Annotated in this window: 13 protein-coding genes, 1 pseudogene and 1 other annotated feature; of the genes and pseudogenes, 8 read left to right on the forward strand and 6 right to left on the reverse strand. The window is 44.0% G+C overall.

Annotation, left to right across the window (positions count from 1 at the left end; all coding sequences use genetic code 11):
- Positions 1 to 26 precede the first annotated feature (26 nt).
- Positions 27 to 1,805 carry an ABC transporter ATP-binding protein gene (locus tag ABEQ74_RS12570; RefSeq protein ID WP_430122517.1) on the forward strand — a complete coding sequence of 593 codons (1,779 nt, stop codon included), beginning with the start codon at positions 27 to 29 and terminating at the stop codon, positions 1,803 to 1,805.
- Entirely contained in the window at positions 1,792 to 3,495 is a 1,704-nt protein-coding gene (locus ABEQ74_RS12575) for an ABC transporter ATP-binding protein (RefSeq protein WP_430122518.1), read from the forward strand. Before ABEQ74_RS12570 ends, ABEQ74_RS12575 begins: the two co-directional genes overlap by 14 nt.
- A gap of 145 nt (positions 3,496 to 3,640) precedes the next feature.
- On the opposite strand, the pseudogene ABEQ74_RS12580 reads toward ABEQ74_RS12575, so the two are convergent.
- Positions 3,641 to 3,801: pseudogene (locus tag ABEQ74_RS12580) on the reverse strand (IS3 family transposase); the annotation flags it as partial.
- Between the two features lie 423 nt (positions 3,802 to 4,224).
- On the opposite strand from ABEQ74_RS12580, the gene ABEQ74_RS12585 reads away from it, so the two are divergent.
- From ABEQ74_RS12585 to ABEQ74_RS12610, 6 genes are all read left to right on the forward strand, one after another.
- Positions 4,225 to 5,082 carry a carbohydrate ABC transporter permease gene (locus tag ABEQ74_RS12585; protein ID WP_076326042.1) on the forward strand — a complete coding sequence of 286 codons (858 nt, stop codon included), beginning with the start codon at positions 4,225 to 4,227 and terminating at the stop codon, positions 5,080 to 5,082.
- Positions 5,079 to 5,963 carry a carbohydrate ABC transporter permease gene (locus ABEQ74_RS12590; RefSeq protein WP_430122519.1) on the forward strand — a complete coding sequence of 295 codons (885 nt, stop codon included), beginning with the start codon at positions 5,079 to 5,081 and terminating at the stop codon, positions 5,961 to 5,963. Before ABEQ74_RS12585 ends, ABEQ74_RS12590 begins: the two co-directional genes overlap by 4 nt.
- Before the next feature lie 54 nt (positions 5,964 to 6,017).
- On the forward strand, positions 6,018 to 7,403 hold the full coding sequence (locus tag ABEQ74_RS12595; protein WP_430122520.1) for an ABC transporter substrate-binding protein: 1,386 nt from the start codon (positions 6,018 to 6,020) through the stop codon (positions 7,401 to 7,403).
- A gap of 132 nt (positions 7,404 to 7,535) precedes the next feature.
- Positions 7,536 to 8,531: a LacI family DNA-binding transcriptional regulator gene (locus ABEQ74_RS12600; RefSeq protein WP_430122521.1), complete on the forward strand. Its 996-nt coding sequence runs from the start codon at positions 7,536 to 7,538 to the stop codon at positions 8,529 to 8,531.
- Between the two features lie 398 nt (positions 8,532 to 8,929).
- On the forward strand, positions 8,930 to 9,280 hold the full coding sequence (locus ABEQ74_RS12605; protein WP_053493432.1) for a hypothetical protein: 351 nt from the start codon (positions 8,930 to 8,932) through the stop codon (positions 9,278 to 9,280).
- A gap of 395 nt (positions 9,281 to 9,675) precedes the next feature.
- The gene (locus tag ABEQ74_RS12610; protein WP_430122522.1) at positions 9,676 to 10,773 is read left to right on the forward strand and encodes an L-dopachrome tautomerase-related protein; all 1,098 of its coding nucleotides are present in this window, start codon (positions 9,676 to 9,678) and stop codon (positions 10,771 to 10,773) included.
- A 152-nt stretch (positions 10,774 to 10,925) separates the two neighbouring features.
- On the opposite strand, the gene ABEQ74_RS12615 is transcribed toward ABEQ74_RS12610, so the two are convergent.
- The 5 genes from ABEQ74_RS12615 to ABEQ74_RS12635 are packed head-to-tail and all read right to left on the reverse strand — an operon-like array spanning position 10,926 to position 13,239.
- Positions 10,926 to 11,222: a spore coat protein gene (locus ABEQ74_RS12615; protein WP_430122523.1), complete on the reverse strand. Its 297-nt coding sequence runs from the start codon at positions 11,220 to 11,222 to the stop codon at positions 10,926 to 10,928.
- A 10-nt stretch (positions 11,223 to 11,232) separates the two neighbouring features.
- Complete coding sequence (locus ABEQ74_RS12620) at positions 11,233 to 11,433, reverse strand: hypothetical protein (RefSeq protein ID WP_430122524.1); 201 nt, start codon at positions 11,431 to 11,433, stop codon at positions 11,233 to 11,235.
- Between the two features lie 32 nt (positions 11,434 to 11,465).
- Entirely contained in the window at positions 11,466 to 12,602 is a 1,137-nt protein-coding gene (locus ABEQ74_RS12625) for a zinc-dependent alcohol dehydrogenase (RefSeq protein WP_430122525.1), read from the reverse strand.
- On the reverse strand, positions 12,599 to 12,985 hold the full coding sequence (locus tag ABEQ74_RS12630; RefSeq protein WP_430122526.1) for a spore coat protein: 387 nt from the start codon (positions 12,983 to 12,985) through the stop codon (positions 12,599 to 12,601). Before ABEQ74_RS12630 ends, ABEQ74_RS12625 begins: the two co-directional genes overlap by 4 nt.
- Positions 12,986 to 12,996: 11 nt before the next feature.
- Positions 12,997 to 13,239, reverse strand: a complete 243-nt coding sequence (locus ABEQ74_RS12635) for a spore gernimation protein GerQ (RefSeq protein WP_430122527.1) — start codon at positions 13,237 to 13,239, stop codon at positions 12,997 to 12,999.
- Between the two features lie 166 nt (positions 13,240 to 13,405).
- Positions 13,406 to 13,649: a binding site (T-box leader), on the forward strand.
- Positions 13,650 to 13,674 lie beyond the last annotated feature (25 nt).

Here is a 13,674-nt window from a genome sequence, read left to right on the forward strand (position 1 = left end):
ACTAGAGAATGGGGAACAAATCGAACATGCGAGAGAAGAAAAAAAGACAGGCATGGAAATCCTATCTTTGGACCTTATCCTATTTGAAGTCCTATAAAAAAGAAATTGTTTTTCTAATCATCTGTATCGTGGCCACAACATCTGTGGAAAATTTAATTCCGAAACTGGTACAAATACTTATCGATCGGGTATTGCCCCATCAAAATATGAAATTGTTTGGGGTGCTGCTGCTCGTTTTGTTTATCTCTTATGTACTAGTTTATATGGCTAAAGCTTTTAGCAATATTTTGCAACGTTCCATTTCTGAAAAAAGTTCGCGAGATCTCGAATATTCTATTTTTTTGAAGCTTAGACAATTGGGCTTTTCTTATTATGAACAAAACCCTTCCGGCAAAACTTTATCCTTTTTTAATACGGAAGTAGCAACTGTGTTAGAGCTATATCGCACGCATCTCCCCTCCATGATCAACCACTTCCTGTTTGTTGCGATTTCCGTTATTTACATGTTGTCGATCAATTTCTATTTAACAATAATTATGATTCCATGCTTATTAATGTACTACATTTTTGGCCCTTATTTAGAGAGAAAAACAGCAATTGCCTTCCAGAAGGTTTCGCAAGAAAGAATGGTTTTTGGACAAAAAATTTACGAGAGCTTATCGGGAATTAGAGACTTCAGAGCATTCGGCGCAGATGCTTGGGATAAAAAGAAATGTGTGGACTCTTTTGAGGATTTTTCCAAAAGCGTGCGATCGGGAATGATCCTGACTAATATTCGCGGAAGCTACCGAAGATTTGTATCCTATATTGGAGCCGTGGCTATTTTTTACTTGGGATATCAGTTTATTCAACGGGGAATGATTTCGTCCGGCGGACTGGTTGCATTTATTCTGTTATATTTTACCGCGATGCTAAAATTAACATTCCTGGTAACCTCCATTACCGAACAGAAAAACATTATTACACAGGTTAGAACGCTATATGAGTTTTATACTAGATCCGTTGATGTGTCGGAACCGGCAACACCGACCAGGCTGGACAATGTCAAAGGGGAATTGCGATTTCATAACGTTCACTTTGGCTACAGCAAGGACGAACCTTTAATAAAAGGATTCGATCTGCATATAAAGCCCGGTGAAAAAGTAGCTTTTGTAGGAACAAGCGGCAACGGCAAATCAACCTTATTCAAGCTTATCGGGCGGTTTTATGACGTAACAGAGGGGCGAATTGTACTGGATGGGGTTCCGATCGACCAGTTGTCTTTTGAACAATTGAGATCGTCTATTGGTTATGTGTTTCAGGAGGCCTATTTGTTTGGGGGCACCATTAAAGAAAATATTCGCTTTGGGCTGCCGGAAGCGACTGATGAACAGGTCTATCATGCTGCAAAAGCTGCCTTTGCAGACGATTTTATAAAGCGGCTGCCTCAAAAATACGACACTATAGTCGGCGAACGAGGCATTAATCTTTCCGGCGGACAGAAACAACGAATTTCGATTGCACGGTTATTTCTTATGCAGCCGTCCATTTTATTAATGGATGAAGCGACATCTGCTCTCGATAATTCCAGCGAAAACATGATCAAGCAAGCGCTGGAGAAAATTGCAGTGAATAAAACGACTATCGTAATTGCCCACCGGCTATCTACAATCATTCATTACGACAAAATCGTTGTCATTCATGATGGAAGAGCAGCAGAGTTTGGAACATATGAGGAATTAATGAAACGCAAGGGGCTATTATACGAGTTAGTGGAAGGACAACGGAGTAACCCAAAGGAGAATCTATTAAATGGGGTATCTTAAATGGGGAGCACAATACTGTAAAATGATCAAGTGGGGGTATATACTGGCCATTTTATTGGTTGTCATTGACGCCTTATCTTCGGCCGCGGTTGTTTATTTGCAAAAGTATTTGATTGACAGTGTTTTTGTTACCAACAATTTTCAAGTATTCATTTTGCTGCTTCTCGGCTTTTTATTGGCTGCTCTTGTACATTCGATTATGTTCTCGCTCAGCAGTTACGTGGCCATACGGAATGAGTATCATGTCAGCAAATCAATCGTGTTTACACTGCTGGGGAAAATTCAACGCATGCCCATTAGCATTATTCAATCTAATCGAACGGGTGAATATATCCAGACGCTGACGACAAGCGCGATAGAAGCGGGCAAAGTACTATGCTGGAAGTTCCCAAGAATTATATTGTCAGAGACAACTCAGTTATTGATTATCACATTCATTTTGGGAGCTATTTCTCCGCTGTTTCTCGTTTTTGTTTGTGCGGTGTCTATCGTGTATATTTACGTTGGACGATACTTTGCTCCGATTTTAAAGAACAGCAGAAGCGAGATATTGAAGAGGAAAAAGGATCTGATTGTGAGGATGGAAGAAGGCATATCTTCCACTCGGGAAGTCATTGCATATCATCGAATGGACTGGGAACGCAAGCTATATGATCGTCTATTTAAAAGTTATTTCAAGGAGGTAACTGAGGAAGGAAAAATAATCAATAGGCAAATGCTGTATACCGACCCTCTGAAATGGCTGGTGAGCCTTACAGTATTGGGCTTTGGCGGGTTTCAAACGATCAAAGGGAATATGTCAATTGGAACACTGGTGATCTTTATTCAATTCAGCACGCAATTCACTGATTTGTTTATCAATGTGTTCCAATCTTTGATGAATGTGTCGGGTGACATGGCCTATATCGATAAAATTCGTTCATTGGAAAGCAGTCCTGAAATTTCGAATGATGGTAAAGCGATTAAAGGCCCGATAACAAACCTGGAATTAAAAGAAGTTCTTTTTCGATATAATCAGGAGAAAATTATTCTCAATCAATTGAATCTGAATTTTCCTATTGGTAAAAAGATTAGTTTAGTCGGGGAGAGCGGCGGCGGAAAATCAACGATTGTTCATTTGTTTAGCCGTTATTATGAGCCTGCGGGGGGCTCAATCCTTGTCAATAATGTGCCATTGAATAAGATTTCTATGGAAGAATGGGTTTCAAGAGTAGCGACTGTCCCGCAGGATCCCTATATGTTTTCAGATACGATCCGAGAAAATATATTGCTCGGACGTTCGTATACGGATGATGAGATTATAGAAGTATGCCGGGTTGCACAAATTCATGATTATATATGTAGTTTGCCAGAGGGATATGACACTAATATTGGGGAAAGAGGGGTAAAGCTATCTGGCGGCCAACGCCAACGGATTGCGATTGCGAGAGCCTTGATCGGCAATCCGGAACTATTATTATTGGATGAGGCGACTTCAGCCTTGGATTTGGAAACGGAGCGGCAAGTCTTGTTCAACGTTCAGCAATTTCGAAAAGATACGACCACAATCATGGTTGCTCACCGCTTATCCACCATAATTGATTCGGATCTTATATATGTCATTAATAAAGGGCAGGTAGCGGAAAGCGGGAATCATGAGGAACTGATCAGCAAGAAAAAGGCCTATTATAAGCTCATTCATGCGCAATGACCACCAGCCAGCCCGAAGTTACTAGAAAAAAAGACTATAGCCCGTTTGGTATTATCCCCTTCAAGTAGACACTCAAAAAAGTCCACATGGTATCATGAGGGACTGACCCCAGTTTGTGAGACAGGGATCAAAACACCTTGCAAGTTTAAGCAGCCAGTTGCCGGAAATAAACCGGTGACTGGTTGTTTAGTTTTGTTTGAATGCGAATTGAGTTATGTAGTCTCGAATGGTCTGCTCGACGATTGCCGTCGTCGTACAGGTTAAACCTTCGAGATAGAACTTTTCAGACTTTAGCTTGGAATGAAACAGTAGAGCAAAACTTGCTCCCTCTGTGTAAGTTGATCTTAGAAGGGGGGCTATTACCTTCCAGCGTAGGTGTTTTCCCAACCAAAAATTTCATGATGTTTCAGAGTCTGGATATCGGTTACAAACCGTTCTGTATCAGCCTTTGGCAGACTTCTCGTCAAATGGTTTCAGCAGTGGCAAGCGATGTAGCGCTTTCATTTTCTTAAAAAAAGAGTTGATAATTGAGAAATCATCCTCTATGATATTGTCATCAGACCGGTTATGAAAATTAAAGCACTTTAACTTTTATGCATACATAATCCTATGAAACCCTGAAAACAGGGGGAATCTTATATTGAAAGTTAAATCGTTATAATTTTCAAAATAAAAAGAAAGGTTGGTGTTTCCGTGACCCATCGCGAAAGCCGGCGGCAGACGTTATACATGTACCTCTTCATCGCTCCATGGCTTATCGGTTTCCTGGTGTTTGCCTTGTATCCGATTCTGTCATCCCTTTATTACAGTTTCACGGACTATGACATTATCCACCCACCGAAATATGTCGGCCTGGCGAACTACACCGAAATGTTTCAAGATGATCTGTTTTGGAAATCCGTTGTGGTAACGGTGCGGTATACGTTTATAAGCGTACCGATCCAACTGTTGCTGGCACTCGGGTTTGCGCTCCTGCTCAATACGAAAATACCGTTCCGCGGATTTTTTCGGACCGCCATGTATTTTCCGAGCATGGTATCCGGCGTGGCGATGTCACTGCTGTGGTACTGGATTTTCAATCCATCGATCGGTCTGTTCAACTACGTTCTGTCCTGGTTCGGCATCAGTGGCCCGTCCTGGCTTATGAGTCCGGATTATGCGCTTTACGCTCTGATGATTATGTCCTTCTGGACAGTAGGTTCAGGCATGATTCTGTTCCTCGCAGGACTCATGAGCGTGCCTGCAAGTCTCGTGGAAGCCGCCAAGCTTGACGGTGCGGGACGCTTCCGGATTTTTCTGAATGTGACGCTCCCCATGATATCACCGGTGCTGTTGTTCCAGTTGATTATGGGTGTCATTGACTCCTTCCAGGTATTTACGCAAGCGTACGTCATGACCCAAGGCGGTCCTAACTACTCGACATGGTTCTATGTTTACAACCTGTACACCAGCGCCTTCAAAGAATACCGGGCTGGATACTCATCCGCTCTCGCGTGGGTTCTGTTGATCGTTGTCATGCTGTTTACGGCACTTATTATGAAATTCTCGAACCGTTATGTTCACTATGAAGGAGGCGGACGCAAATGAGAACCATGCCGACAGCCAGTCCTTCGGCTTCACCTTCTACGAATAAACGCCGACGCAAAATCGATGCCGTAAGCATTGCCAGCTTTATTGCCTTAGTGGTCACCACCTTTCTCATGCTTCTGCCTTTGTTTTTCATGGTTTCGACCTCGCTGAAATCGAAGAAGGAACTCCTTAAGTTTCCTCCAACCTTTTTGCCGGATTCCTGGCAGTGGAGCAACTACAAGGAAATTTTCGAAACGCTAAACTTCGGCCAAATGTACATGAACAGTCTCATTATCGGCACTTTGACCGTGGTCGGCACTCTGTTGTCGTCGGCCCTGGCAGCCTACGGCTTCGCCAGATACCGGGGCAAGGGCAGCAACCTGTGGTTCATGTTGATGCTCAGCACCATGATGCTTCCTTATCCAGCGATTATGATCCCGCAGTTCATTCTTTTTTCCAAGCTGAACTGGATCGATACGTTCTTGCCGCTGATCGTACCTGCATTTTTCGGCTCGGCATACAATATCTTTTTGCTGCGCCAGTTCTTTTCCACACTGCCGGATGAGTTGTTTGACGCCGGACGCATGGACGGTTGCAGCGAGCTGCGGATGTGGTGGCGGATTGCCTTGCCTCTGTCTGGTCCGGCACTTGCAACCGTTGCCATCTTTGCCTTCATTTACAGCTGGAACGACCTGCTGACACCCGTGCTCTACCTAAGCTCATCAGATAAATTTACGCTTCCGGTCGGTATGTCTTCCTTCACCTCGTCACGGTTTCGCATTCCGCCGTGGCATCTGCTCATGGTTGCCTCCGTGCTCGCCATGCTGCCGATTGTCACCTTATTTGCAATAGCCCAGAAACGATTTGTTGAAGGAATTGTACTTACAGGCATCAAGTAAAGACCCTGCCGCAGCGGCGGCAAACAAACTTGAGTATATGGGGGACTGTAGTTCATGAAAAAAAGAAGGATTAAAAAGACCTATGCACTTCTGCTTGCGTTCAGCATGCTCGTCGTATTGGCATTGTCCGGATGCACCGGCGGCAAATCAGCGGGGGAAGTAGCTCCCGAAGGCAAAGGCGACAGCGGCGGTTCTTCAAGCAAGCAAGTAACCATTACGCATTATACGATGGATTCGGAAGACCGGACTTTTATTGAAAAGCTGGTTCCGGACTTTGAAGCCAAGCACCCTAACATCAAGGTCCGAATAGAAAAGGCCCCTTACGAGCAGTTTGATAGCAAGCTGCAAACGCTGATCGCTGGCGGTAAATCGCCTGACGTGACAAGCCATTATGGCTACGGCGGTTTTGCGGAATATTTCAACAAAGATATGCTGCTTGACATGAACGACATTATAAAGGAAGACGGCTTTAAGGCATCCGATTACAGCATCCCGGAAGACCTCATGGACATTTATACCATCAAAGACCATGTATACGGGATTCCGGTCAATATGTATGTGACCCTCATGCTCTATAACAAAGACATGTTTGATGCTGCCAATGTTCCTTATCCTCCAAGCGATTACGAGGACAAGAGCTGGACGTTTGACAAAATGGTTGAAGAAGCCAAGAAAATGACGCATGTATCCGACGATATCGCTAAAACGCAGTATGGCGTCGACTTTACATGGTCCGAACGCGATATGCGCCCGCTGTATTTCGGCGTTGAACCCTACTCCCAGGATACCTGGACCAACGGCGGCGTACCTTCGGAGACTCATTTTGATTCTCCTGAAGTGATCGCAACCTACAACAAACTGTTTGACCTGATTTTGAAAGATAAGGTTTCCCCGACGACGGAATGGAGTAAGAGCGTAGCCGGACAAAATGGCGATGCATTCGTAACCGGCAAGGTTGGCATGACCGTCAGCGGCTCCTGGAGCCTTGCAGGCTCCAATGACTTTCCGTTCGAGGTCGGCGTGGCTGCAGTTCCTGCTGGCGGCAACGACAAGATCCGCAGCGTGCTGTTCGTCGATCCACTCTTTATTCTGAAAGGTTCCAAGCATCCGAAGGAAGCTTTTGAATGGATCAAATATCTGGTCAGCGAAGAAGTTCAGGAAAAATCCATTGACCTGAGCGGCGGCAATCCACCTGTCAATACGAAGGCAGCTGAAGCTTATTACAAGCATTTTGAGGGCATCGATCCGGAAGAAGTGAAAAAGGTTTATGAAGGCGCTGTGAAATACGGCTTTGAATCCTATAATCACTTGATCACAAACTACTCGCAAATCAATGACATGTTCATCAACGAAATGCAGCCGATCGATACCGGACACAAAACCGTTGAAGAAGTGATGCCAACGATTCAGAAAAAAGTCATGGAAATTATCAAACGTTAATGCAGACAATGGTACCGCCCCGAAAGGGGCGGTACATCTGTTAATTTAGCTTCGCGGCCAGGCCTCCGTCCATGTATACTAGTGTTAAGCCAATGTAATCGTACGGAAAATCCGCCGCAAGGAGTATAAACAATGAAGGTTAGTATATTTGACGTAGCAAAAAAATCAGGCCTATCCGTTGTAACGGTGTCACGTGTCTTAAACGGTGCCGAATCTGTTCGAGAGAAAAATAGACAAAAGGTTCTGGAAGCCATCAAGGAGCTTGATTATCGTCCTAATGCTGCCGCTCGGAGTTTAGCCCGCGGTAAGACAGGGATTGTCGGTTTGATCGTGACCACCCTTCAAGACTCCTTCTTCCACGCTGTAGTCAAGGAGTTGAATGAAGTGCTGGCACTTCACGGTTATTTCCTGGCCATTTCGGTCTCTACGGGCATAGGCTCTGACGAAGCCCATTATCTGATTCAGGAAGACCGCGTGGACGGACTGATTCTGCTCTCGCCAATGGAAGAAGACAACTATATCGTGGAATTGAAACGACGCAATATCCCTTATGTCCTGATTGACAACCAGAAGCCAGATAATGACGCTTTTTCCGTCACCATAGACAACTACAAAGGCGGTTATACCGCAACGAAGCACCTGCTCGATCTCGGCCATACTTCCATTGCGCATTTAAGCGGGCAGGATATGTTCCGCAGTACGAGGGAACGCCGAAGCGGCTTTCTGCAGGCACTTAAGGAAAAGAGCCTGGCGCCGTTCGAAATGATTACGGGCGATTTCGAAATCGACTTTGGTTATGATATCTGCCGCAAATGGCTACAGGATGGGCGACTTCCTTCCGCCGTATTCGCAGGTGATGACAATATCGCGCTAGGGGTCATGAACGCTCTTCTGGAAGAAGGCATCCGGGTTCCAGAACAGGTAGCCATTGTCGGCTATGACGATCAGTATATCTCATCTAAGCTGCGCCCCCATTTGACAACGGTCCGGCAACCTACTGACCGGATTGGGCTTGCCGCAGCGGAAATGCTGCTGAAGCGTATGGATGGTACGATGAAACGTGGGGGCAATGTTCGGATTGACCCTGAACTTATCGTAAGAGAATCTACGGTTATATCTGCAGAATAGTCAGTTGTTTCATTCAAAGAAGAGTGCCTGGTCCCCGTATTTACGGGGACTTTTTCTTTTTTATCGAATGTACGAGTAGATGAGCATGCAGCTTCAAATACCATACATCGGTTAATAGATCAATGACTCGATAGAGTGATTTTCTTGTTTTTCACCGAGTTGTCGGAAAGATACGATTGTTTGTTGAACGAGAGGCTTTCGTGATTCATTTGAGACATTGCTTCGTTATAATAACGTTTAATTATCGGGTAATTATGGTTAGGGTTAATCCCGATCAACGAATGAAAAGGGTAATGGTAACAAATTTGAACGATTGCAATTTCAGGGAATGGATATATTGATCCTATCTTATAAGTATTTCTCAACAACAAATAACATCTTAGAAGGGGTGAGTGATCATGAATAAGAAGTATTTGAGAAGAACTATAATCATTGCATCATGTTGTTTTGTATTAATGAGCGCTTTTTTTATAATCAGAGAACTTATAGATAATAAGCAAGTTATAGACTCGACTATTAATGACACCACCCCACCAAAAAAAGCATTACCGGATTGGCAAATTGAATACGAAAGAAAAGCTCGAACGGAACCAGCGGAAAGGGTAGTAACTGAATATGGAGATTTTTATTATGCTCCTTTTCCAAAACAATTTCCAAGAGATGAAGTCGCTAACCTAGATATTGATGAGGAAGTGACCGAAGATACAAACCAGGTGATAGTAAAGGGTTATTATTACGAAAAAAAATAATATCATCGTATACGGATTTCTCCGGTCTAACCTTCAAAGACGAAAGCTAGAACGTGAAATGTCGGTGGACAAGAACATGGTCCCATAGAAAGTCGCTTTTTGAGCGGCTTTTTTATTTTATCGGTACAAGTTCTAGTAACTAGTGAGGACAACATTTGGATTTCTTAGCATTAAGGGTAAGAAATCTTGTATCCTTTAGATCAAATTTCGATTTGATAAATCTTTCTATTCTGCTAAACGGTAATTCTAGCGTTAATATAACCAACATTTTTAATAATGGGAAGTTGAAACCCACAGCATCCATCACGATAGAAAAATTTATCAAGAACCAGGCATTACAAAAAAAATCCATCATATATAGTTGATATCCGTTCGGATTTGATGAGGAGGATATTATGCAACCTATGTTACCTATGGAAAAATATTTTGGGCAGTTTGAACTGGTGCATGCTTTTTATGGGGCTATGCCTACAGGTGTCAGCGTTTCCGAAACCGGTCGTATTTTTGTTTGCTTTCCAAAATGGGGAGACGACGTTCAATTTACTGTGGCGGAAATTGTTGAGGGTGAATTGCAGCCGTATCCCAGTTCAGAAAACAATATGGTTAATACTGACAATATTACAATGTCTTTTGTCAGTGTCCAAAGTATCGTTGCTGATGGAAGAGGAACACTTTGGGTACTAGATACAGGGGCACCAAATTTTTCTGAACCTATTCAAGGGGGAGCAAAATTAGTTGCTGTTGATTTAAGCACGAATACAATAAGGAGAGTATATACCTTTACAGAAGATGTTGTCTTGCCAACAACTTATCTGAATGATGTCCGTTTGGATTTTCGGGTGGGAAGCGCAGGATATGCATATATAACGGATTCTTCTTCCAGAGGGCCAGGGGCAATTATTGTCGTAGATTTAGAAAATGGAAACGCATTTAGACGATTAAATGGGGCAGAATCAACTTCACCTGATCCCTATTTTTTACCGAAAGTAGAAGGTGAAATTTTGATGAATCGAAACCCGGACGGCTCGACTTTCCCATTTAGATTGGCTTCCGATAGTTTAGCGATTTCTCCTGATGGAAAGGTTTTATTTTATGCTCCGCTAACCAGCCGTCAGCTGTTCTCAATCTCAACGGAAGCCCTAAGAGACAGAAGAATACAGGACATGAATTTATCACAATATGTGCAGTATTGGGGAGAAAAAGGTGCGTCTGATGGAATGATCACCGGCGCAAAAGGAACCGTTTATGCGGGAGACTATGAAAATAACAGTATCCGGAAGATATTGCCGAATGGCGCAATGGAAACCATCGCACATGACCCGAGAATTTTATGGCCGGATACTTTTTCGATTGGCCCCGATCAATACTTATATGTCATTGTGAATCAATTACATCGTCAGGCGAGATTTCATTATGGAAGAGACCTGCGGCAAAAACCATATAGTTTACTTCGTATAAGAATTGATGAATTTCCTGCTCCTACCTTTTCATAAAAGGGCTTTTTGAGGTCGGATGACGATGATGTACTTGGCGGAATTATTTTGCTTCCTAGAAGCAAAAGCCCCTCCGCAGTTTTGCGGAAAGGCCATCTCAAAAAATACTTTTGTAATTTTGCATCTGCATTTTGTCTGGACGAAATACGGTGTTAGGACAGAATGTTCATAGCGGTCTGAATGTTCTTCAGATCAAGCTGAATTTGCTCTGGAATATGGTAGGGATGGTTTAGGCCCCGCTGCATCATGTAGTTTGTTATCTTTTCATGGGAGTCTATAGCTTCGTCAAGCTGTTTCATCAAAATTTGCTTGATTTCGGGGGTGGCACATTCGGTCACGGCCATGGCGTAGTTTCTGACTCCGCTCTTGGCGTTCATCAAAAAGTCCATTGCGATCACTTCATCGGTCAGCGTATGAAGCCCTGTTATGTGTTCTATTATTGGATTCATGTTTTATCTCCTATAGGGTCGCTTTAGACAGCACTCCACCGAGTTCCTGAAGCTGCTGTTGTGATAATTGTACGTCTTGTTGCAAAATTTGCATGAGCTCAGGGTCGGTTACCAGAGTTTGCATGGTCTTGGATTTGGTCATACAAACCGTCTTGAACGCAGCCATTTCATGAACCTCCAGCATCTCATGCAAAGCGTGATTGGAATTCATTCGGATTGTCCTCCCGTGTATCTATCCATAATTTAAGGCTTTAAGATGACTTTAATGCAATCGTCCATTTTGGTATCGAACACTTCATAGCCCCGTTTGGCCTCGCTGAGCGGAATGACGTGCGTAACTATGTCTCCAGGGTCCACTTTGCCAGATGTAACCAACTCGTACATATACGGCATGTAGTGAATGACCGGAGCTTGTCCGGAACGGATATTCACGTTTCGCTGCATAATGTCGCCGAGCGGGAATCCGTTATAGCGTCCACCGTATACCCCAGTGACTTGGATAGTCCCGCCTTTGCGGACAGCCTGAGAAGCAATGATAAATGCGCTCATTGTGCCGCCTTGCAGTTTCAAACCGCTGGCTAGAAATTCGAGATCGCTCATCTTGCCATCCATTCCAACAGCATCAATCACGACATCGGCGCCGCCTTTGGTCATTTCCTTGAGACTGTTGCCAATATTCTTATCCTTTTCGAAGTTTACGATTTCCACATGGTTTGTTCGCTTCGCATGCTGTAAGCGGTAATCGACATAGTCAACGGCGATGACCCGCTTTGCTCCCTTCAGCCAGCAGAATTTCTGGGCCAGAAGCCCGACCGGACCGCAGCCGAGCACGATAACCGTATCTCCATTCTTGACGCCGGCGTTATCTACGCTCCAGAATGCCGTCGTCATGGCATCGGCGATCAAGCTTAGCTTTTCGTCTGGTTGCTCGCAGTTTTCTGGAATCTTGAAGTGGGTGAAGTTAGCAAACGGAACTCGTAAATACTCGGCTTGCCCTCCAGGGTAACCACCGGTTGTTCCAGAGTAGCCGAAATATGCACCCATATCCCCGTTTTCGTTTGAATTATCACATTGGCTTTCCAGCTGATTTTTGCAAAAAAAGCATTCTCCACAAGCGATGTTGAAAGGGATGATCACCCGGTCACCTTTCTTTACCTTGGTCACTCCAGGGCCTACTTCTTCTACAATCCCCATCGGTTCATGCCCGATGACATAGTTTTCCTGAAGGTTAGGGATCATCCCGTGAATTAGATGAAGGTCGGAACCGCAAATGGCGGTACTGGTGATCTTTACGATCATATCGTCCGGTTTCTCAATCTTTGGATCCGGCACCTCTTTGACCAGGACATTTTTAATCCCTTGATACGTTACCGCCTTCATGCTTTATGTCCTCCAATATGTTCATCTGGGGTCCGATCAAACATCCCTTTACGCGATGTATCATCCGGGAACAAATTCATCTGCCCGATCATCACCGTATTTTTCGCTGAAAGCTGGTCGAGTTGGTACTGTTCGTTCAGCTCATAAGGATGGAACCATTTTTTGCGAATCATGAGCTCTGTGATTTCTTGGTGCATTGCAATCCCCTGCTTAAGATGATCGTGCAGCAGCGCTCTTACATCGGGAGAAGCCGTTTCCGTCAGGGCGATGGACAAATTACGCACACCCTCCTTGGCACGAAGAAGGAAGTCCATGGCAAAAGTCATATCTGCCATTTCCGGCATATTTAATGAATTAATCGGGTCTAAATAATCGGTATTCATTTGAATTCCCCTTAATGTGTTATAGGTGTCGGACTATTCGGAACAGGCGCATGGAAAGGAGCTCTTGCGTAGATTGCTTGCAGCTCGGTAATCTGTTGTGTGGATTGAATTACGTCTTTCTGCATTAAGGCTTTTAGCTCTTGGTCAAAGACCAGGCCTTGCATAAGTTTTGACTTCGCGAGGCAGAGCGTTTTGAAGTTTAACGCTTCATGCAATTCCATTGATTCGTGCGGCGCTAGCGTTGAGTTATTCATTTCAGAAATGGTCACCTCCCTATTTCATCAACGTTAGATTTTCCAACGCATCGGATCTTATACTAATATGGATCGCCGGAGATGAGGGTTATTCCATTTCAGAATTTAACAAAGATGTTAATTGACGGAGTATGTTGAATGTGTTAGAATCGCTTTAATTTAAAACGAAAAGGCTATGATGAGAAATAGTAGCTATTAGGGATCTCACAGAGAGAAGATGGTTGGTGCGAATCTTCATTGATCTAATAGTGAAGCAGTCTCGGAGCTGTGAACCGAACAGAGGAATCTTAGTAGGCTTCAACGGAGTTCCACCGTTATTCAGGAAACAATATCGGAGATATCCCGTATTGATAGAGTGCAGAGTAATCTGAAATTAGGTGGTAACACGGACATAAAAGTTCGCCCTAAGTTGACAAGAAATATGTCAGCTTAGGG

It is taken from the genome of Paenibacillus solani (assembly GCF_050475945.1).
Lineage (GTDB): Bacteria > Bacillota > Bacilli > Paenibacillales > Paenibacillaceae > Paenibacillus_AQ > Paenibacillus_AQ solani_A.

Bases quoted from the DNA above. Each gene is read 5' to 3' on its own strand.
- ABEQ74_RS12570 (WP_430122517.1), top strand. From the start codon at position 27: ATGCGAGAGAAGAAAAAAAGACAGGCATGGAAATCCTATCTTTGGACC.
- ABEQ74_RS12575 (WP_430122518.1), top strand. From the start codon at position 1,792: ATGGGGTATCTTAAATGGGGAGCACAATACTGTAAAATGATCAAGTGG.
- ABEQ74_RS12585 (WP_076326042.1), top strand. From the start codon at position 4,225: ATGTACCTCTTCATCGCTCCATGGCTTATCGGTTTCCTGGTGTTTGCC.
- ABEQ74_RS12590 (WP_430122519.1), top strand. From the start codon at position 5,079: ATGAGAACCATGCCGACAGCCAGTCCTTCGGCTTCACCTTCTACGAAT.
- ABEQ74_RS12595 (WP_430122520.1), top strand. From the start codon at position 6,018: ATGAAAAAAAGAAGGATTAAAAAGACCTATGCACTTCTGCTTGCGTTC.
- ABEQ74_RS12600 (WP_430122521.1), top strand. From the start codon at position 7,536: ATGAAGGTTAGTATATTTGACGTAGCAAAAAAATCAGGCCTATCCGTT.
- ABEQ74_RS12605 (WP_053493432.1), top strand. From the start codon at position 8,930: ATGAATAAGAAGTATTTGAGAAGAACTATAATCATTGCATCATGTTGT.
- ABEQ74_RS12610 (WP_430122522.1), top strand. From the start codon at position 9,676: ATGCAACCTATGTTACCTATGGAAAAATATTTTGGGCAGTTTGAACTG.
- ABEQ74_RS12615 (WP_430122523.1), bottom strand. From the start codon at position 11,222: ATGAATCCAATAATAGAACACATAACAGGGCTTCATACGCTGACCGAT.
- ABEQ74_RS12620 (WP_430122524.1), bottom strand. From the start codon at position 11,433: ATGAATTCCAATCACGCTTTGCATGAGATGCTGGAGGTTCATGAAATG.
- ABEQ74_RS12625 (WP_430122525.1), bottom strand. From the start codon at position 12,602: ATGAAGGCGGTAACGTATCAAGGGATTAAAAATGTCCTGGTCAAAGAG.
- ABEQ74_RS12630 (WP_430122526.1), bottom strand. From the start codon at position 12,985: ATGAATACCGATTATTTAGACCCGATTAATTCATTAAATATGCCGGAA.
- ABEQ74_RS12635 (WP_430122527.1), bottom strand. From the start codon at position 13,239: ATGAATAACTCAACGCTAGCGCCGCACGAATCAATGGAATTGCATGAA.